The following is a 19,157-nucleotide window of genomic DNA, read 5'->3' as shown; positions in this document are numbered from 1 at the left end:
GCTGGCGCATGGCGCGCTTTACACTCGGGGCGTGTGAATAAAAAGCAAGCATTGTCTAGGAATTATGATGAGGACTAGACCCCTGCGGGGTAGCATGGGTCTTTGACTAATGACTGACAGGTATTTCTGGCGGTGTGCGGACGCGCACCCCAGGGATGCCTTAAAAGACGAAAGGCGGCATCCTTACCGTGGCCCTGATCGTGCAAAAATATGGCGGCTCATCCCTCGAATCCGCAGACCGCATTCGCGCCGTTGCGGAGCGCATCGTGGCCACCAAGAAGCAGGGCAACGACGTTGTTGTGGTGTGCTCCGCCATGGGCGATACCACCGATGAGCTGCTCGACCTTGCCGCCCAGGTCAACCCCGTGCCACCACGGCGCGAAATGGACATGCTCCTGACCGCGGGCGAGCGCATTTCCAATGCGCTGGTGGCCATGGCCGTGGAATCCTTGGGTGCCCATGCCCAGTCCTTTACCGGTTCCCAAGCCGGCGTGCTCACCACCGAGCGCCATGGCAATGCCCGCATCGTGGACGTCACTCCGGGCCGTCTGACTGAAGCACTGGATGAGGGCAAGATCTGCATCGTCGCCGGATTCCAGGGAGTTAATAAGGAATCGCGCGATGTCACCACGCTGGGCCGCGGCGGTTCCGATACCACCGCGGTGGCGCTAGCAGCCGCGCTGAATGCGGACGTGTGCGAGATTTATTCCGATGTCGATGGCGTATATACCGCAGACCCGCGCATCGTCCCGGACGCGCAGAAGCTAGACAAGCTCTCCTTCGAGGAGATGCTGGAGATGGCCGCGGTAGGTTCCAAGATTTTGGTTCTGCGCAGTGTGGAGTATGCCCGCGCGTTCAATGTACCCTTGCGAGTTCGCTCGTCTTATTCAAATGACCCCGGCACTCTAGTGACCGGATCGATGGAGGATATTCCTGTGGAAGAAGCAGTGCTAACTGGTGTAGCAACCGATAAGTCCGAGGCAAAGGTCACCGTCCTTGGAATCCCGGACCGCCCCGGGGAGGCAGCGAAGGTTTTCCGTGTCATTGCCGATGCAGAGATCAATATTGACATGGTCTTGCAAAATGTCTCCTCCCTGGAGGATGGCACCACCGATATCACCTTCACCTGCCCGCGTGCCGACGGCCCACGCGCCATGGAGCTGTTGACCAAGCTGAAGTCCGAGGGCGGCTGGGCCAATGTGCTTTACGACGACCAGGTGGGCAAGGTCTCCCTCGTCGGCGCCGGCATGAAGTCCCACCCGGGCGTGACCGCCGAGTTTACCGAGGCCCTGCGCGATGTCGATGTCAATATGGAGCTTATCTCCACCTCCGAAATCCGCATCTCCGTGCTCACCCGCGAGGCCGACCTGGATAAGGCAGCTCGTGCGCTGCACGATAAGTTCCAGCTTGGTGGTGAAGAAGAAGCCACGGTTTATGCTGGAACCGGACGTTAAATACTCAAAATCAACTACAGAGGATTTTTAAGTCATGACCACTGTTGCAGTCGTAGGCGCTACCGGCCAGGTCGGCCGCGTTATGCGCTCCATCTTGGAAGAACGCAATTTCCCGGCGGATAAAGTGCGCTTTTTCGCCTCGTCTCGCTCCGCCGGCACCGAGCTGGAATTCCGCGGCGAGCAGATTACCGTAGAAGACCTCGCTGAGGTCACCGAGCAATCCGTTGCAGACGTTGATATCGCCTTATTCTCTGCCGGCGGCTCCACCTCTAAGCAGTGGGCGCCGGTATTCGCCGCGGCCGGCGCGACCGTGGTGGATAATTCCTCGGCCTACCGCAAGGACCCAGAGGTTCCCCTCATCGTTTCCGAGGTCAACCCCGAGGCAGCCAAGAACACCCCGAAGGGCATCATCGCGAACCCGAACTGCACCACCATGGCTGCCATGCCAGTGTTGAAGGTCCTCCACGATGCCGCTGGCCTGAATAAGCTCCACGTGTCCTCCTACCAGGCGGTGTCTGGCTCCGGTCTGGCCGGCGTGCAGACGCTGGCCGCGCAGGTCTATTCCGTCGGTGATCACAATGTGGGCTTGGTCCACGACGGCTCCGCGCTTAATGACGAAGACTTTGGCCCGTACGTGGCACCTATCGCCTATAACGCTCTGCCGATGGCTGGAAACCTCGTTGATGATGGCTCCCTGGAGACCGACGAGGAACAAAAGCTGCGCAACGAATCCCGCAAGATCCTGGACATTCCGGAGCTGAAGGTGGCGGGTACCTGCGTGCGCATCCCGGTCTTCACCGGCCACACCCTGACCATCCACGCCGAGTTCGATAAACCCATCACCCCAGAGCAGGCCACCGAGCTTTTGGGTGGCGCTCCGGGCGTTACGCTTGCCGACGTCCCCACTCCGCTCGCCGCCACCGGCATCGACGAGTCCTTGGTCGGCCGCATTCGCCAAGACCAAACGGTGGACGATAACAAGGGTCTCGTGCTCGTTGTCGCCGGCGATAACCTGCGCAAGGGTGCTGCTCTCAACACTATTCAGATTGCAGAGCTGCTCGTTTAAACAAGCGCCGCTTCGCCGCCAGACGTACTAGAAAGCTCGGCGCCCTCCTCTCCCCATAGCAAGGGAAGGAGGGCGCCGAGCTTTTGGCTTATCAGCAGTGGGCGAGGGAGCTAGTCCTCAGAAACCGGCTTGGCGCTGCCAGTGCCCTTCTTGCCAAAGTCGAGGTCGCTAGTGGACGACGGAACCTCCGGCTTGGTGTGCTGCACGTAGGTCACGGACGGCTCCGGATCTTCGCGGTCATACTCAATAGCATCATCATTTTCGAGCTCCTCGTGGATCTCTTCTGCGATATTGGTGACAAACTCGGTGGTTTCCATATTGGATGCTGCAGCCAGCTTGCGCAGCTCGCGCTCGTTCTTCTTGGTAAATCGCTTGCGCGGGTCCAGGCGGCGGGACACCAGCTCGTGTGCGCGCATGCGGCGGTCGGACTCATCTGAGAGCTTGCTGCCGTTCTTGATGCGGTTGAAGACCATCACCACGATCATCAGCAGTCCCAGGTAGCCCAGGATCGGGTAGACGTTGCTGACCAAGGCCTGGAAGCCCACGAAGGACAAGATGAAGCCGATGATGCAGGCGCCGGCATAAACCGGGTAGAAGCGCTTGGGATTATTGCGGGTCAAGCGCTTGCCCAGCGCGTAGAACATACCGATGGCGGTATTAAAGACCATGCCATAAATAACAAAGGTCATCAGCACGCCAAGTACCGGGTGGATGCCGGAAATCAGGCTCAGGACCGGCAGATCCTGGCCGTTGACGTCCTTAGCCTCGAAGAACAGGGCGAAGACCAAAAGTGCCAACAGGATTAAGTAGAGCAGGCCGCCGATGAGGCCACCGATGCCGACTGCACGGTTATCTAGGAAGTTACCGCCAATAACGATGGACATGGATACTGCCGTCATCACGTTCAGACCGGTGTAGTTCAGTGCGGCTAGCCACCAGTTAGGCAGCGAGGTATCAACATTGTTGACAGCCCAGTCATTCATGGCAGAGAAATCAACGTCTGCATTCAAGATGGTATAGCCGGTGGCAATCACCACGAAAATGATGATGAATGGGGTGATGGTGCCGATGACTGCGGTTACGCGGTCGACATCCATCAGGCCGACGATCAGCACCAAAATCAGCATGGCAGTTGCGCCCACCCACACGGGGATGGATGGGAACTGCTGATTGATATTCGAACCGCCGCCGGCAAACATGACGAAGCCGATGGCGAACAAGGTCACCAGGGTGGACCAGTCCAAAATCTTGGCGGTAAATGGCGATGCGACCTTGTCGTAGACAGCGGTGTGCTCCTCGGCTTGGAAATACGAGCCGAGCTGCAGGATGGAGATGCCGGTGATCATCATCAAACCAGCGGCTAGGGCGATGCCCCACAGGCCCCAGTTACCAAAGGCCACGAAGTACTGCATGGCCTCCTGGCCGGAGGCGAAGCCTGCGCCCACGACGACGCCGATAAACGCCATGGAAATTCCGATTGCGCGTTTTAACATGAAAGGGAGAAACTCTCTTACTCACACGCGCCGGGCCCGGCATTGGTATCGCGCGGGCCCGGATCGACGGTCGATTTATCACGTGTGTTCATATCTAATAAACCACAGATTTCCCTGAAATAGCAGACTAGAATCGCCCTAGAGGTGAGATAGCTTACCCAAGGTTTCACTCAAAAAAGGCCAGCTGAGTGGCAAAATTGTTTCCCTTGTGGCGCAAGGTAACCAGAACGTAACAATTTCGCGGTGAAATTATCTCACCCACTTCACTCCAGTTTAATTCGTCCCCGCGATGAGATCCTTGCGGGCACGAGCCACGCGGGAGCGGATGGTGCCCACGCGCACGCCGGCAATCTTGGCCGCCTCCTCATAGGTATAGCCCAGTACCTGGGTAAGAATGAGGGCTTCGCGGCGGTCGGCCGGGAGGGCGTCGATAAGCGTACGGGCGTCGATCCACTCGCTCCACGCCGCGGATTCTTCCGGCGCTGCGCCCATCGCATCCTCGTACTCCGTGGCAGACTTTCGCGGCCGGGCCATATCGTGGCGAATATTATCCACCCACACGCGCCGGGCCAGAGAGAGCAGCCACGTGCGCGCGGAGGAACGGGCGGCGAAACGCGGCAGGGCGCTGATGACACGCAGATAGGTCTCCTGGGTGAGATCGTCAGCACCCTCGGGTCCGCCCAGGTGCGCCAGCAAGCGCCACACATCATCCTGGGTGGCTTTGATAAACTCCGTCAGCGCCGCGCGGTCGCCGCGACCGGCCCGAAGGGCGAGGTCGGTGACGCGGGCGTCGTCTGCTGCGGAGTGGTGAGTCACCTGAATGAATCTACCAGCCCCCATTACGCTCTTTTGCGAGCCCTGACAACCGTGCAAAGTTTTGCCACACTGGAGTGAACTGATCCCGAATTGCCAGGAGGCATAAATGACCGATTTCACCGCTGATGACATCTTGAATAAGGGCCAGCGCCCCGCTGGCAAGGGAAATACCACCCGCCCCTCGGGCCAGCCGGTGCCGTCCGAGAACACCTCGGTAACCGCTGGCCAGCAGGGCCCAGTGGCGCTCAATGATGTCCACCTCATTGAAAAGCTCGCGCATTTTAACCGCGAGCGCGTGCCAGAGCGCACCCCGCACGCTAAGGGTCACGGTGCCTTTGGTGAGCTGCACATTACTGAAGACGTTTCTGCATATACCAAGGCTAAGGTCTTCCAAAAGGGCACCGTTACCCCGATGATGGGCCGCTTTTCCACTGTGGCCGGCGAGCAAGGCTCCCCGGATACCTGGCGCGATGTGCACGGCTTTGCTCTGCGCTTTTATACCGAAGATGGCAATCTCGACATCGTGGGCAATAACACCCCGGTCTTCTTTGTCCGCGATGGTCTGAAGTTCCCAGACTTCATTCACTCCCAGAAGCGCCTGGGCACCAATGGCCTGCGCGATGCCGATATGCAGTGGGATTTTTGGACCCGCAACCCAGAATCCGCCCACCAGGTCACCTACCTCATGGGCGATCGCGGTACCCCGAAGTCCACCCGCCACCAGAATGGCTATGGTTCCCACACCTTCCAGTGGGTTAATGAACAGGGCGAGGCCTTCTGGGTGAAGTACCACTTCAAGACCCGCCAGGGCGTAGAGAACTTCACCGATGAAGAGGCCACCACCACCGCCGGCCAGAACCCGGATTGCCACCGCGAGGATCTCTACAACGCTATCGAAGAGGGCAACTACCCCATCTGGGACGTCAAGGTGCAGATCATGCCGCTGGATGAGGCGGAGAATTACCGCTTTAACCCCTTCGACCTGACCAAGGTGTGGTCCAAGAAGGACTATCCGCTGCACGATGTGGGCTACTTTGTGCTCAACCGCAACCCGCGCAACTTCTTCGCGCAGATTGAGCAGGTGGCGCTCGACCCGTCCAATATCGTGCCTGGCGTTGGCCTGTCTCCGGATAAGATGCTGCAGGCTCGCGTATTTGCTTACGCTGACCAGCAGCGTTACCGCATTGGCCCGAATTACCAGCAGCTACCGGTCAACCAGCCGCAGAACGTGGACGAGGTCAATACCTACCAGCACGAGGGCAGCATGCAGTACCACTTCAATGCTCCGGAGGATCCGGTCTACTCGCCCAACCGCTATGAGAAGGGTACGGGCGTGCTTGATGACGCCGCCGTAAACGACCGCTCCCAGCTCGAGACCACCACCGCGGCGGAGCTCTACATCAATCCGGAGTCCTACGGCAGCGACTTGGTGCGTGCGCCGTATGTTCGTCACGCTGAGGACGACGACTTTGTCCAGGCTCGCGACCTGTACGAGAATGTCTACGATGATGCCGCCAAGGAGCGCCTGGTCACCAATATCACCAACGCGATGGCCGGTGTATCCGAGGAGACCGAAGAACGCGTATACGAGTACTGGACCAACGTGCACCCAGCACTGGGCCAGCGCGTGCGCGAGGTCTACGCCGAGAAGAAGTAGCCCTTCCCCGGCAGGGCCTGTGCGCTAACGACGCCGCCCCCGTACCGAGTTGCATAACTACTGCGCGGTACGGGGGCGGTTTCTTGCTGTGCGGCTAGTCGCAGCGGCGCATCTTTTCCGTAACAAAGGCAGGAGCGCCCTCGGCGGCCCACTTATCCACGTCGTAGCACGGGGCGGCTAGGCCCGAGGTTGTCTCGCCGATGGATTCAATGGCTACCCACTAGCCGCCCTCGTAGCGCGCCCAGACAGTCCAGTCAGTGCTGTCTTTGCCAAAGTGGGCCCACTGGCCATCACAGTTATTGACTCGGATATTGGTCATGGTGGGAGCTGCGGACTGTAGCGCTTCTGGGGAGCAATCGCCGCGGCCGGTATCGGCGGGTGCGGCGGCTGGGGCTTCACTCTCTTCGTTGGCGGATTCCGCGGTGTTCTCGGTGGGAGCTGCGGCCGCAGAGGTCGGCTCGGCCTCCGCGGTCTCGGTGGTGGTGTCTGCGGCTTCCGAGGTCGCGGGATCGCTCGTGGTTTCCTCGGACGAGGTCTCCGTGGCCGAGGAGCTTACGGCGGTGGCGTCGGAGAACTCTGGTTCTGCGGACGTATCGACGTCGTTGGAGCAGGAAACAAGGCTGAAACACAGTGGCGCGATGGCCGTAGCGGCGAGGTAGCGGGAGGGGGCCAGGGAATAATTGTGGGACATGCCATATATCGTAGAGAAACGGACATTGCGGGGGGTGCTCGGCGCGCCTGCAACAGGGGAGTGACCTGCAAGGATAGGTTCATTATCATGACCTCACGCCTTGCTTCCCCAGACGCTGCGTCCCCCTCCCGGTGGCGCAGCGTCCTCTTGATCCTCCTGCTCGCCCTGCCGCTCATTATTGGCGCTGCGGTGGCGGGCCTTGCACAGTGGGAACCCGCCCATGCCTGGTCTAGCGCCGCGCAGCCGTTTGGTGCACCGCGGGAAAAATCCGCCTCCCCAGAAGTGAAGGAAGCCGCCGAGGCGGCCAGCCGCGCGCAAGCCCAGGCGAGCATGTTGAAGTCGGGTGCCACGCAGCTTGATGACGGCACGGGGGAGCTGAACAAGGGGGCGGATGAGCTCGGAGGGGGCGTCGACAAGCTGGCGACAGGCTCCCAAGAACTGGTAGCCGGCCTCAATCAGCTGCAGTCTGGAACCAATACGCTCGGTGGCGGTGCAACGGAGCTGGCCAATGGTGTCGGCGGTGCCGTGGACCAAGTGGTGGGCCTTGGTGCTGTCCAGGGGCAGATTCTGCAGGCAATCGATGGCACGATGCGCGACCTGGAGGGAAATAAATCTAAGGAAGCGAAGGAAATTCGCTCGCAGCTGGGCGATCTCCGCGCGCAGGTGAATAATTTCCGCCTGGATAATTCGGTGACCGATCAGCTCAAGAAGCTCAAGGACGGCTCGCGCGATCTATCCAATCAGTTGGCGGTCAACGGCTATGCTTATCACGATGGCGTGAACCAAGCCGTATCCGGTGCGCAGGAGCTTAACGAGGGCATCGCGGAGCTCAACAAGCGCGTTGGTGAGGCGCAGGAGGGCGTGGACAAGCTTGACGAAGGCGCCGGCAAGCTCTCCACCATGGCAGCCCAAAACCAGACCAATGTGGGTGAAATTCAGCGTGCCCTGCCGCCGGCGCATACCGCGACCGACGGACCTACACATCTGCTCAGCCCCATCGTGGCGATGTTAGTCTCCGCCTTGGTTCTGCTCGCAGGTGCGGCGGCCGGTGTGGCCTGGCAGGTGGGGCTCCGCCCATGGCTGACGGTCCTCGGCGGCACGCTGGCGGCGGTTGCCATCGGGGAAATCCTCCTTTTTGTGCTTGCCACCGGATTTACCCCTGTGGCGGCGGTTTGGGCCGGCGCGGCGCTCCTTCTGGGGGCGCTGTCCATGACGGCCATCACCCGCGCCCTACTCGGGCTATGCGGTATTACCGCCGGCAGCATCCTCGCGGCGCTCTTTGTCATCGGCCAGACCGCGCTGGTGGGGTGGCTGTGGAAATCTGCGGCAATTGCCGGTGTTTCTAAGGTATGGCAGGTCGTTTCTAATCTTTTGCCACTGAACTGGACTACCGCGGCCGTCACGGTGGCAGGTAACGAAGGTGAACAAGCCGTCCTGTGGGCCGGAATTGCGGTATTGCTGGCTGTCACTCTCGTTGGGTTAAGTGCAAAATGGTGGGCCTTGTCCACAGCAAAAACTAAAACTCTGCTTAATTAGGTCTGAAAAAGCAGACCTAACAATAAAAAAACATTGGTGGAAACTGGGAATTTTGGTGTCTGTTACCGTTTGTATTGAGCGAGTGCTACAGTTGGTCTTGCTCACAAAGCCTACTTAGGGGGTAGGCGAACGGTTTCTCCAATCCGTTGTGAGTGATAGGGAATAGGGACGACGCGGCGCTGTAGGGGCACCGCGTCGTTTCCCATATGTGGTGTGTTTAGCTGCAATGTTTGCGGAAAAATCCGTGTAATTCCTTGAATGCTTTTGCTGGGGTGGGGACTTTTTCAAGCCGTGCGAACTGGCGGATTCTAGGGGTCGTTGCAACGATGATGGTTAGTTTGGTTTGATGCTACCGGTTTGTGTGAGGGCGTTGGTCATGACTTCGGCTGGGGTGCGCCAGTTGAGTGCTTTGCGTGGTTTGTGGTTGTGAATGTTGGCGATCATTTCTAGGTCCTCGGCGCTGTAGATGGACAGGTCGCTGTTTTTAGGAAGGTTTCTTCTGAGCCTGCCGTTGGTGTTTTCGTTGCTGCCGCGTTCCCATGGTGATCCTGGATGGCAGAAGTAGATGGGAATGTCAGTGGCCATAGTAAAGGCTTTATGGCCAGCCATTTCGCTTCCTTGGTCCCAGGTAATTGATGACCAGATAGCTTTATCGATTCCTGCAACTGCCTTGTGCAGGGCTGTGAATACTTCTTTGCTGGTATGCCTTCCCGGTAGGTGGCCAAGGACAACAAATCGGCTAACGCGTTCTACTAGCGTGATTACCGCTGATTGGTTGTTTTTACCGAGGATGAGGTCGCCTTCCCAGTGGCCTGGCAAAATACGTTCACTTACCTCATCTGGCCGGTCGTCTATGAGGATCATGTCGTCGACGAAGCGTTGCTGGGCAGGTGTGCTGGAGCGGGTTTGACGTTTCTTGCGTTTCTTTCTACCTGTCGGCAAGTCCAAGCCAAGGTCTTTGAGTCTTCCTTTGGCCTGCAGGTAAAAGGCGTCATAAATCGTTTCGTGACTAATGCGCATGTCCTTATCAGTGGGGTAGTCGATGGGCAGGCGATTAGAAATCTCCTCAGGTGACCATTGTGCCCGCAATTGTGCGCATACATAGTCCCATAGTCTTTTGTTGGCTAGTAGTTTCGGTATTTTCGGCCGCAATCTCCGCGCACAGGCCTTTAACTGGGCTGTTTCCGCACGATACGGGCCTTCAGCACTGTGGTTTCTGCGTACTTCACGCTGAATTGACGATGCACTTCGCCCTAAACGGCGCCCAATCTCACGCAGTGGCACATCTTCGCGGAGAAGATCGGCGATAATGACGCGTTCTTCGAAGCAAATGTAGCGATTGCTGATGCGTTTATACGGATCTACCCCGCTAGGTAAGGCGGGAGGGGCAAGCCTTCCGGATTCGATGACATCATGGCGTTGGCGCAGCGCTTTCATAAGTCTGTTATACGTGCTGGCGTCTTCGCCGACGGGTATGAACTCTTCTCGTCGACCCTGGGATTTGGTGAGTCCTTTTTCGAAATCTAAACGCAGTCGACGATCAATTCCTACTGCCGCGCCAGCATCACCACCAGGCAGGCTCGCCAGCCGAAGGCGCAGATATTCCACTCTTAACTGCGTCTGGCGGACTTTCCGAGCATACTGACTCAACCGGATATGGCACCCAGCTTCCGTAGCTACGGCATAAGCCGCAGAAAGATGCATCCCACATCTTTTAGCAGCTTGGCGTACCGACAGTCCGCTTCGGACTAGCTCTACAAGCTGGAAAGCCTGGCTACCGCGGCGATCAACTCGTTTGGCTTTAAACACGACTGGCAATCCAAAGGCATGACAAAAATTCAAAGCATGCCCGTAATGACAACCAAGCTCACCAGCCGCCGAACGGACACTACGCCCACTGCCAACCAAGGCAACTAAGCCACGACGATCCGATTCAGACAACGAATGAAACGGGCCAATAATCTCAGACACAACAACACCCTCCTAAGGGAAAGTGTTGCAACGACCCTCTGAACTCAAGACTGCTTCGTGGTGACGATTATCAATAGGAAGTTCAATTTAAACCGGTGTGGACTTTGGGGAGGGCCGTAGGCCGCGCTGATAGCCGGGATTTAACCTGGGGACACTCGCTTGTCCGCGTAGCGTAGGGCATGGCAGATCGTCGACGTGTGAAGTGCCACTAAGGAGGCCCTAGTCGGGCTTGCGGCCATGGGGTCCCACCCTCACCTCTGCGGCGGCGGGACTTTTGATCCGCGGCCGAGTGAATCCCATTATTTCTACGGCGTTGGTACCCGTCGTTGGTGCCTTGATACGGGGATTTGGTCTAGGTGAAATAGCTGACTTTTCAGCGAGGGCTTAAAATCCTTCATCAGCGTGTTGGTGATGACCGTTGTGGGACAAGGCAGTTTTGGGCCCTGCTTTTTGTAAAGATAGGTGTCGCTGCTTCAAGCGCGGCCCACCGGATTCTGTTCTATCTAACTTTCCTGGGGTGGGAAATTTCTGGGGTCGAGGTTGTACCTGACTTGGCCTTCAATTGGTACCGCGTATTCGTCGTCCTTAGCGTACCTCTCTCGCCAACGAATGTTATGGATTGCTTGTGAGAGTACTGTGTCGGGATGTACACCTATAGCTTCGCAGATAAGTACATATTCGTGGAGGTTGGGGCTTGACTCTCCACGCAGGTAACGGCTGGTTTGGCTGGGGGATATTTCTGCTAGGCGGGATACTTGTCGTTGTGACATGCGTCGGCGTGCAAGGTGTTCTCGCAATAGGGAGGCTACCTCGCGGGAAACTTTGTCGGGTGTCTTTCTGGGTCCACTACTCATATCGCAATCCTAGCCTTGCAGCGATTTGATGTGCCAGTTATGAAGTATTGTACCCATTTAGGAGTGCTGGACCTTATCATGGAAAATGACGTAACTGGTGAGAATTGGCAGCCGCAGGCTGCATGATTGTGGGAGTGGTGGTCGGAATAGATTTGGTGGTAGATGAGCTGATCTAGCTTGCGTTGTGCAGCGGGAGTACTACAGGTGTCGCCATTAAGGGGGTGGACTTATCGTAAACGCAATTTTGTTAAGGGGGGTGTTCCTATATAGGTTGTCAACTCCGCGGGTGGGCTTGTTGGGGGTGTGAAGGGTTTCTGCTTCACGTTGTGGATGTTGTTTTCGGGCATCTTGAGGAGCCGATTGGGCTTGCTGCTCAATCGGCTTGAGGTGCGGTTCTGTTGGTTCTAGGCTGCTGCGGCCTCCCGGACTGTAGAGATGTCTCGGTAGAGCTCGCCGCTTCGCATCATGGCGAAGAGAACGTTTAGGCGTCGGCGTGCGAGTGCGACGACTGCGGCGTTGTGTCTTTTGCCTTCTTTGCGTTTTCGTTCATAGAATTGCCGGGAACGCTCGTGGAATCTGATCGATGCAAAAGACGATTGCCATAGGGCGTTCTTTAATTTTTTGTTGCCAGCCCGGTTGGGCGAACTCGACATAATGGACGTTCCCGACTGATTCGTCCGCGGTGATAGGCCTGCATAGGACGCTAGGTGCGCTGCATCGGGGAAGTCGGACATATCGCCAGCAGTCATGAGGATCTGCGCCGCACTACGCGGGCCGATGCCGGGCATGGATAAAAGAATCTCGGTTTGAGGAATATCCTGAATGAGCTTAAGTACCTGCGCTTCGATTTCCTTGCGATTCTCTAATTTGGCCAATGCATCTTTGGCGGACATTGCTACGCCTAGTTCGGCGTATTCTGCGCCAGCAATGGACACGGTCTGTGCGTGGATGGCAGCAAGCATGGCATCGATGACAGGTTCAGGATTGCGCGCTTTGTGGCTGCGTGCAAAGGCTGCCAGGCGTGTTCTGCCGATGCGTCGAATCTTGGTGGGGCCACCGTATTTCGCAAGTAGGTGGAGAATCCACTTTCGGTGAATCATCTGTCCGCGCAGGACATGTTCGAAGGCAGGATAGGTTCCTACGAGCGCGGATCGCATCTGGTTAATCAGGCGTGTGTAGGCCCGAGCGAGGTCTTCGTCGATACCGTTGAGAACTTTCAACTGGATAAAGACTTCCTCAACGCGGTCGACGCTGCGCAGGGCGTCCGGAAGGTTAAGACCGGCATGGGCGATGACGTAGGCGTCGCGCACATCAGTCTTGGAGTTGCCGACGTGGATGCGAGAGAGCTGCCGCATCGCAAGCCCGGGTAGATAGCGAACGTCTGCCCCCATGTCTTGGGCGACTGTGACGGTTAAACGGCCGATGTTGTTGGGCTGATCGACAATGACAAGGACCGAAGCGTTGTCGGCGATGAATTGGCCGAAGAGCTTGCGTAATGAGCTTTCATGCTGGTTGATGCGTTTGGACAGGACTTGCCTGCCTTGAGGGTCGAGGACGCAGGCGTGGTGGAAGTATTTGCCGACGTCCACGCCAATGACGAAGTCATAGGCCATGGGTGTGTGCCTCCTAGCGATGAATTAGAAGTTGGACTATTTAAGCTTCATCGCTGGGGTTGTCGGACATACTTGCGCTGGCATCCACATTACTGTGAGACCTCATACCACCTGGGCTGGGTCAGGTTCCTATTAGCAGTTCGAGTATGTCACTGTCTTCGGCGGCATCACCCCCCGGATCATTTTCAGACAGGGGCGGGAATAAGCCATACCGAAGCCAGCGACTAGTTCCACTGTCTTTTCAGACGGAGGGAACGGAAATAAACATAACCCGCCCAATCGGGTGGACAGACCATGAATCTTCGGCGCCCTGAGGTGGAACTGCTAACAACGTAATGGGAAACTTTGTCGGGTGTCTTTCTGGGTCCACTACTCATATCGCAATCCTAGCCTTGCAGCGATTTGATGTGCCAGTTATGAAGTATTGTACCCATTTAGGAGTGCTGGACCTTATCATGGAAAATGACGTAACTGGTGAGAATTGGCAGCCGCAGGCTGCATGATTGTGGGAGTGGTGGTCGGAATAGATTTGGTGGTAGATGAGCTGATCTAGCTTGCGTTGTGCAGCGGGAGTACTACAGGTGTCGCCATTAAGGGGGTGGACTTATCGTAAACGCAATTTTGTTAAGGGGGGTAGGCGGAGTGTGTGCCCACACTGTGCCCACATCTTTGCGCATTAGTGCCACTATCTGCGCGTGTGACCAGGCGGTTCCCTATATGGAAAAACCCCTGCTCGCCAGCTAAAGTTGCTGGTCATAGCAGGGGCTTGCCCGTATCTGTCGGGATAACAGGATTTGAACCTGCGACCTCTTCGTCCCGAACGAAGCGCGCTACCAACCTGCGCCATATCCCGGCGTTCCGCCTTGAAAAGCGGTACCTGGATACTTTAACGCAAGCTGAGCATAATCAACAAAACGGCAGGTGGCTGGGTTTAGTCCACCTCGGTGATTTTCAGCAGCGTGGCGGAAGGGCGGCAGAAGATACGCACTGGGGCGAATTTGGAGGTGCCCAGGCCATTGGAGACATGCATCTTCATCGGTCCGAAGTCGTGGAGGCCCTGCACGCGCTCGCGGTCGATGCCGCAATTGGTCACCAGCGCACGGGAGCCGGGCAGGCAGATCTGGCCGCCGTGGGTGTGGCCGGATAGGGAAAGCTGGTAGCCATCGGCTGCGAACTTTTCCAGCACGCGGGGCTCGGGGGCGTGGAGGAGAGCCAGGGACAAGTCGGCGTTCTCGTTGGGCGGGCCGGCGATTTCGGAATAGTCATCTAGATCGTGGTGTGGATCGTCCACGCCGGCGGCGGCAAGGCGGACATTGCCCACCTTGAATTCATGCCGTGTCTGGTTGGCATCGCGCCAACCGTGCTCCATAAATGCGGCGCGCATGCCTCGCCACGGCAAATCCACGTAGGAAGGTTCGCGCTTTTTGCCCAGCAGGTACTTGAAGGGATTGACCGGCTGCGGTGCCCAGTAGTCATTGGTGCCGAAGACGAAGAGGCCGGGGCGGGCCAGCAACGGGCCGAGAGCGCGCAGTGTATCGGGAACGGCCTGTTGATCGGAGAGATTATCGCCGGTGTTGACCACGAGGTCCGGCTCCAGGGCATCGAGGGCAGAAACCCAGGCAATCTTGGTCTCCTGGCCAGGGATCATATGCAGATCGGACAGATGCAGCAGCCGAAATTCCGGTTTGCCGCGCAGCGTGCCCTTGGGCAGGAGGGGGAGCGTATATTCCTTGAGCTCGAATTTGGTCAGTTCGCTATAGCCCCATGCCGCGGCGCCCAGGCCGGCAGCGGTGAGGCCGCCAAGAATACGTAAAAGTTTCACGGCTACCACACTACCTGGCGTACATTGATAGGCATGAGCGAGCTAAAGGAAACCATCCGTGCAGATCTGAAAACCGCAATGAAGGCGAAAGAGAAGCAGCGCACCAGCGCCATCCGCGCCTTGCTGGCCGCCATCCAGGCCGAGGAGACCAATGGTTCCCGGCATGAGCTGGAGGACGCCGATATCCTCAAGGTGATTGCGCGCGAGATTAAAAAGCGCCGCGAATCCGCCGAGGTCTATGAGGACAACGGCCGTCCGGAGCTGGCGGAAGCCGAGCTTGCCGAGGTCCCCTTCTTTGAGGCCTACCAACCCCGCCAGCTGGACGAATCCGAGCTTAAGGCCCTAGTGAAGGAATCAATCGCAGAGGTTGAGGCCGAAAACGGCGAAGCACCCACCATGAAGCAGATGGGTGCAGTAATGAAGGTGGCCAATGCCAAGGCCGCTGGCCAAGCGGATGGCAAGCGCCTGTCCGCTGAGGTCAAGTCCCAGCTGAGCTAAAGCAGGCCAGACCGCAACGGGCGAGGCTTAGCGGCCGAGCAGACTGCGGACGTCGTTGGCAAAGTTATCGATGTCCTCTTGGCGGATGCCAAAGTCTTCCGGCGAGAACCCGCCGCCGGTACCGGTACCGCCACCGCCGTTGCCCGTTCCGCCGCCTGTGCCGCCAGTCGAGCGGCTCGGGCTCGTAGCATCGTCGGCATTACCGCCGCCGGTGCTATTTTGTGCGCCGGTAGAGTCAGCGTCGGCCACGCCGGAGGAGGGGGATTGGGAGGCCCCGGCGCCGTCGGAAAGCTGCAGCGTAATTTCCGCACCCTTCTTCTTGCCGTCCTTGCCGGTAATCGCGCGAACCACGCGGCCATAAGGAACATTGCCGCCGATGACCCGGGAGGTCTTGACCACGTAGCCCTTGGACTCCAAGGTCTGGCGGGCCTCGGCCTCGGACTTGCCGCGCAGGCTATCAAGGGTCTTATCGGCCGTGGTGCCGTTGTCGTACTTCTTGTTGTAATTCGGCAGTCCGGCCTTGGTGGCTATCGGCAGCTGCGTAGCCATGCTGAAGAAGGTCTGCGCCGGCTCCAAGCCACCGTAGAGGTTGCCCCAACCCGCGCACTGGCGCACCGGCCCGGTACACAGCGGGACGGTGGAGGTGCCATCATTATAGATATACGGCGCGGCGGAAATGCCCTGGTTGAATCCTAAGAATGCGGAGGACTGGTTGGACTCGGTGGTACCGGTCTTGGCCGCGATCGGGCTGGAGTAACCGGCCGCCTGGGCGGCATTCTTGGCCGTGCCTTGCTTGGCGTCCTCGGACAAGGCATTGCTCATCGCGCGGGCTACGTCCTTATCAACGGCCTGCTCACACGGGGTTTCCTTGAGATAGACCTCGTTGCCTTCCTTATCCGTGACCTGGGAGATGGGGTTAGGCTCGCACCACCTGCCATCCGCGGCCAGCGTGGCGCCGACATTGGAAAGCTCCAGCGGGTTGACCTGGTCCGGGCCCAAGGTGAAGGAGCCGGAGTTGGCGTCCTTGGTGTGCTGGGCAATCGAGGTGTCCTTATCAAAGCTGCCCTTGTCGTCGTAGGAGCGCAGGCCCAAACGCACGGCCATATCGACGATGGGTGCCACGCCTACCTGCTCCGTGAGCTTGATAAACGGCGTATTGGGGGAGTGTGCCAGCGCTTCCTGCAGCGTCATCGTGGCCTTATAGGCACCAGCGTTTTCCACGCAGTAGCGGTCCGCCGGGCAGCCGGCGGCGCCACCATGGCCTAGGCCCTCCGCCTCGTAGCGGGTCGGCACATCCACGGTGTTTTTGATGCCATAGCCCGCTTCGAGCGCGGCCGCCGCGGTAAAGACCTTAAAGACGGAACCTGCACCGTTGCCCACCAAGGAGTAGGGCTGTGGCAGGATGGTCTCATTTTTATCTAGGTCCAGGCCGTAATCGCGCGAGGAGACCATGGCCAGCACCTTGCGGTCCGACCTGCCGGGCTTGATGACGTTCATGACTTCAGCCACGCCCTGGGCATCCGGATTGGTGTGGCTTTGTACGGACTCGAGGGCCTTGTCCTGCACCGTTGGGTCCAGCGTGGTTTTGATGGTGTAGCCACCGCGCGCCAGCTGCTCCTCGCTAATGCCCTTCTTATCCAGGTATTTCAGCACATAATCACAGAAGAAACCGCGGTCACCGGCGCCGATGCAGCCATTGGCTAGCGTTTTGGGCTTCTTTCCGACGCCCAGCTTCTCCCCCTTATACTTATCCGCTTCCTGCTGCTTGATATGGCCGTTATCCGCCATGGATTGCAGGACCAGGTTGCGCCGGTCGGTTACTTCCTCAGCGTTGGTATAGGGATTGAGGCGCTCAGAGGATTGGACCATGCCGGCCAGCATTGCTGCCTGCGGCACCGTGAGTTCAGAAGCGTGCGTGCCGAAGTAAGTGCGGGCCGCCGCTTCGACGCCATAGGCATGGTTACCAAAAGACACCAGGTTGAGATAGTTGGTGAGGATGTCATCCTTATCCAATTCCGCATCCATCTTGGTGGCCATGCGCATCTCGCGCAGCTTGCGGGCCACGGATTGCTCGGTGGCCGCGGCGCGTTCTTCATCGGTGGTGGCAGAGACCAGCAATAGGTAATTCTTCACGTACTGCTGATCGATGGTGGAGGCGCCCTGGGAGACGCCGCCCGAGGTTAGGTTGGTCCACAGCGCGCGGAAATTGCCCTGGAAGTCCACGCCCTCGTGATCATAAAAGCGCTCGTCCTCAATGGAGACGATGGCGTTTTTCATGGCTTGAGAAATCTTCTTGCTCTCCACCGGGTGGCGGCGTTGGCTGAAGATGTAGGCCATGTCCTTGCCCTTGGCGTCTTTGATCGTGGTGACGCCTGGGATATTGCCGGCAGTCAGATCTTGCAGGTCAGATTGCATGGTTTCGTTAGTACGGGCAATCGCCACGCCGGAAATGCCCGCAAAAGGGGCTAGAGCCAGGGCGATGAGCGCGCCTACCAAGACCGTAGACAGGGCTATCTTGGCCAAAGATTTGATGACAGTCACGCCCCATACACTACGTGGTCGCCCTTGGTAGGTGGAAGATCACTCGCACCCCCTAAAGTGTGACGTGTTAGACAATCTTCTACCTGGATGAATAGACTCAGATGCGTTACATAGTATTCCGTCTGGGAAGGAGCACACTCACCCATGACCGTTCGTGTGAAGACTGCTGGAATGTCTAATACAGCCCGAAATCCCGAGCGTGGTGAGTGGGTCACCCAGGCCAAATGCCGCAAGGGTGACCCGGATGCCCTCTTTGTGCGCGGTGCAGAACAGCGCAAGGCGGCCGTCATTTGCCGCCACTGCCCGGTGCTGACCGAATGCCGCGCTGACGCCCTGGATAATCGCGTCGAGTTCGGTGTTTGGGGCGGGCTGACCGAGCGCCAGCGCCGTGCCCTGCTGCGCAAGAACCCCCACATCACGGATTGGGCTCACTACTTGGCCCAAGGCGGCGAGCTCGTCGGAATTTAAGAATTTAGACGGCATAGTGCGTATTTAATAGTTAGAATGGATCCCATGACTAAATGGGAATACGCAACCGCACCTGTCCTCACCCACGCCACCAAACAGATCCTCGATTCTTGGGGCGAAGATGGCTGGGAACTGGTCACCGTCACCCCGGGTCCTAACCCGGAAAACGTCGTTGCCTACTTCAAGCGCGAGGTGGCAGAGTAAATGGGCTTTCATGCTCGCTTGCGGGAGCTGGGGTATGAGCTTCCGGGCGTCGCCAAGCCGCTAGCGTCCTATGTGCCGGCCGTGCGCGTGGGTGATCAGGTCTGGACCTCTGGCCAGCTTCCCCTCGTGGAAGGTGCCTTGCCGCTGACCGGCAAGGTTGGCGCCGAAGTCACCACGGAACAAGCCCAGGAACAGGCACGCATCGCGGCGCTGAATGCGCTCGCCGCTATCGATGCCGAAGTTGGCCTGGACAATGTCTCCCGTGTGGTAAAAATCGTGGGGTTTGTGGCCTCCGATCCGGCCTATGCAGACCAGCCGGTAGTTATCAATGGTGCCTCCGATTTCATCGGTGAGGTCTTCGGGGATGCTGGAAAGCATGCTCGCTCCGCCGTGGGCGTAGCTGCGTTGCCTAAAAACGCCCCAGTAGAGATCGAACTAATCGTAGAAATTGCTGCTTGATCGGATAGGCTAGT

At 58.2% G+C, this 19,157-nt stretch carries 16 protein-coding genes and 1 tRNA gene; 8 read left to right on the top strand and 9 right to left on the bottom strand.

Features of this window, described 5'->3' with window-relative positions; translation table 11 throughout:
• Positions 1-188: 188 nt before the first annotated feature.
• Together LG376_RS02675 and LG376_RS02670 are read left to right on the top strand one after the other, a co-directional pair.
• Positions 189-1,454, top strand: a complete 1,266-nt coding sequence (locus LG376_RS02675; protein WP_005323151.1) for an aspartate kinase — start codon at positions 189-191, stop codon at positions 1,452-1,454.
• A 34-nt stretch (positions 1,455-1,488) separates the two neighbouring features.
• Positions 1,489-2,520 (top strand): aspartate-semialdehyde dehydrogenase, encoded by a 1,032-nt coding sequence (locus LG376_RS02670; RefSeq protein WP_049378040.1) that lies wholly within the window; start codon positions 1,489-1,491, stop codon positions 2,518-2,520.
• Positions 2,521-2,630: 110 nt separating this feature from the next.
• Here LG376_RS02670 and LG376_RS02665 read toward each other — a convergent pair whose 3' ends face one another.
• Together LG376_RS02665 and LG376_RS02660 are read right to left on the bottom strand one after the other, a co-directional pair.
• Positions 2,631-4,013 carry a hypothetical protein gene (locus LG376_RS02665; protein WP_198492385.1) on the bottom strand — a complete coding sequence of 461 codons (1,383 nt, stop codon included), beginning with the start codon at positions 4,011-4,013 and terminating at the stop codon, positions 2,631-2,633.
• Between the two features lie 273 nt (positions 4,014-4,286).
• Positions 4,287-4,853, bottom strand: a complete 567-nt coding sequence (locus LG376_RS02660) for an RNA polymerase sigma factor (protein ID WP_225746087.1) — start codon at positions 4,851-4,853, stop codon at positions 4,287-4,289.
• A gap of 82 nt (positions 4,854-4,935) precedes the next feature.
• Here LG376_RS02660 and LG376_RS02655 point away from each other — a divergent pair, with 82 nt between their 5' ends.
• Complete coding sequence (locus LG376_RS02655; RefSeq protein WP_225746086.1) at positions 4,936-6,486, top strand: catalase; 1,551 nt, start codon at positions 4,936-4,938, stop codon at positions 6,484-6,486.
• A gap of 220 nt (positions 6,487-6,706) precedes the next feature.
• Here the strand turns inward: LG376_RS02655 and LG376_RS02650 are convergent, their stop codons facing one another.
• Positions 6,707-7,177, bottom strand: coding sequence for a hypothetical protein (locus LG376_RS02650; protein ID WP_225746085.1), 471 nt, complete (start codon positions 7,175-7,177; stop codon positions 6,707-6,709).
• Positions 7,178-7,264: 87 nt separating this feature from the next.
• On the opposite strand from LG376_RS02650, the gene LG376_RS02645 reads away from it, so the two are divergent.
• Positions 7,265-8,713 carry a hypothetical protein gene (locus LG376_RS02645; protein WP_225746084.1) on the top strand — a complete coding sequence of 483 codons (1,449 nt, stop codon included), beginning with the start codon at positions 7,265-7,267 and terminating at the stop codon, positions 8,711-8,713.
• Between the two features lie 333 nt (positions 8,714-9,046).
• Here LG376_RS02645 and LG376_RS02640 read toward each other — a convergent pair whose 3' ends face one another.
• From LG376_RS02640 to LG376_RS02620, 5 genes are all read right to left on the bottom strand, one after another.
• Positions 9,047-10,684 (bottom strand): IS30 family transposase, encoded by a 1,638-nt coding sequence (locus LG376_RS02640; protein WP_049377707.1) that lies wholly within the window; start codon positions 10,682-10,684, stop codon positions 9,047-9,049.
• 503 nt (positions 10,685-11,187) lie between these two features.
• Complete coding sequence (locus tag LG376_RS12655; protein WP_225746083.1) at positions 11,188-11,538, bottom strand: helix-turn-helix transcriptional regulator; 351 nt, start codon at positions 11,536-11,538, stop codon at positions 11,188-11,190.
• A 404-nt stretch (positions 11,539-11,942) separates the two neighbouring features.
• The gene (locus LG376_RS02630; RefSeq protein WP_225746082.1) at positions 11,943-13,151 is read right to left on the bottom strand and encodes an IS110 family transposase; all 1,209 of its coding nucleotides are present in this window, start codon (positions 13,149-13,151) and stop codon (positions 11,943-11,945) included.
• A gap of 779 nt (positions 13,152-13,930) precedes the next feature.
• Positions 13,931-14,004, bottom strand: a tRNA-Pro gene (locus LG376_RS02625).
• A 78-nt stretch (positions 14,005-14,082) separates the two neighbouring features.
• Complete coding sequence (locus tag LG376_RS02620; protein WP_225746081.1) at positions 14,083-14,973, bottom strand: metallophosphoesterase; 891 nt, start codon at positions 14,971-14,973, stop codon at positions 14,083-14,085.
• A 33-nt stretch (positions 14,974-15,006) separates the two neighbouring features.
• Between LG376_RS02620 and LG376_RS02615 the strand changes: the two genes are divergently transcribed.
• A complete protein-coding gene (locus LG376_RS02615) occupies positions 15,007-15,471 on the top strand; it encodes a GatB/YqeY domain-containing protein (RefSeq protein WP_225746080.1) in 465 nt (154 codons plus the stop codon).
• Between the two features lie 27 nt (positions 15,472-15,498).
• Here the strand turns inward: LG376_RS02615 and LG376_RS02610 are convergent, their stop codons facing one another.
• Entirely contained in the window at positions 15,499-18,012 is a 2,514-nt protein-coding gene (locus LG376_RS02610; protein WP_225746079.1) for a transglycosylase domain-containing protein, read from the bottom strand.
• Positions 18,013-18,156: 144 nt separating this feature from the next.
• Here LG376_RS02610 and LG376_RS02605 point away from each other — a divergent pair, with 144 nt between their 5' ends.
• Genes LG376_RS02605 through LG376_RS02595 form a run of 3 tightly spaced genes read left to right on the top strand, consistent with a single transcriptional unit; the run spans position 18,157 to position 19,143 of the window.
• Positions 18,157-18,480, top strand: coding sequence for a WhiB family transcriptional regulator (locus LG376_RS02605; protein WP_005323132.1), 324 nt, complete (start codon positions 18,157-18,159; stop codon positions 18,478-18,480).
• Between the two features lie 45 nt (positions 18,481-18,525).
• Positions 18,526-18,684 (top strand): DUF4177 domain-containing protein, encoded by a 159-nt coding sequence (locus LG376_RS02600; protein WP_005323131.1) that lies wholly within the window; start codon positions 18,526-18,528, stop codon positions 18,682-18,684.
• A complete protein-coding gene (locus LG376_RS02595) occupies positions 18,685-19,143 on the top strand; it encodes a RidA family protein (protein ID WP_198492395.1) in 459 nt (152 codons plus the stop codon).
• Positions 19,144-19,157 lie beyond the last annotated feature (14 nt).

This window comes from Corynebacterium sp. Marseille-P4611 (genome assembly GCF_916618765.1).
Classification (GTDB): domain Bacteria; phylum Actinomycetota; class Actinomycetes; order Mycobacteriales; family Mycobacteriaceae; genus Corynebacterium; species Corynebacterium marquesiae.
The sequence above is the reverse complement of the archived record's forward strand: the minus strand, read 5'-3'. Positions and strand labels throughout refer to the sequence as shown.

Excerpts from the sequence above, each read along its gene's own strand:
- LG376_RS02670 (WP_049378040.1), top strand. The coding sequence starts at position 1,489 with ATGACCACTGTTGCAGTCGTAGGCGCTACCGGCCAGGTCGGCCGCGTT.
- LG376_RS02665 (WP_198492385.1), bottom strand. The coding sequence starts at position 4,013 with ATGTTAAAACGCGCAATCGGAATTTCCATGGCGTTTATCGGCGTCGTC.
- LG376_RS02660 (WP_225746087.1), bottom strand. The coding sequence starts at position 4,853 with ATGGGGGCTGGTAGATTCATTCAGGTGACTCACCACTCCGCAGCAGAC.
- LG376_RS02655 (WP_225746086.1), top strand. The coding sequence starts at position 4,936 with ATGACCGATTTCACCGCTGATGACATCTTGAATAAGGGCCAGCGCCCC.
- LG376_RS02650 (WP_225746085.1), bottom strand. The coding sequence starts at position 7,177 with ATGTCCCACAATTATTCCCTGGCCCCCTCCCGCTACCTCGCCGCTACG.
- LG376_RS02645 (WP_225746084.1), top strand. The coding sequence starts at position 7,265 with ATGACCTCACGCCTTGCTTCCCCAGACGCTGCGTCCCCCTCCCGGTGG.
- LG376_RS12655 (WP_225746083.1), bottom strand. The coding sequence starts at position 11,538 with ATGAGTAGTGGACCCAGAAAGACACCCGACAAAGTTTCCCGCGAGGTA.
- LG376_RS02630 (WP_225746082.1), bottom strand. The coding sequence starts at position 13,151 with ATGGCCTATGACTTCGTCATTGGCGTGGACGTCGGCAAATACTTCCAC.
- LG376_RS02615 (WP_225746080.1), top strand. The coding sequence starts at position 15,007 with ATGAGCGAGCTAAAGGAAACCATCCGTGCAGATCTGAAAACCGCAATG.
- LG376_RS02605 (WP_005323132.1), top strand. The coding sequence starts at position 18,157 with ATGACCGTTCGTGTGAAGACTGCTGGAATGTCTAATACAGCCCGAAAT.
- LG376_RS02600 (WP_005323131.1), top strand. The coding sequence starts at position 18,526 with ATGACTAAATGGGAATACGCAACCGCACCTGTCCTCACCCACGCCACC.
- LG376_RS02595 (WP_198492395.1), top strand. The coding sequence starts at position 18,685 with ATGGGCTTTCATGCTCGCTTGCGGGAGCTGGGGTATGAGCTTCCGGGC.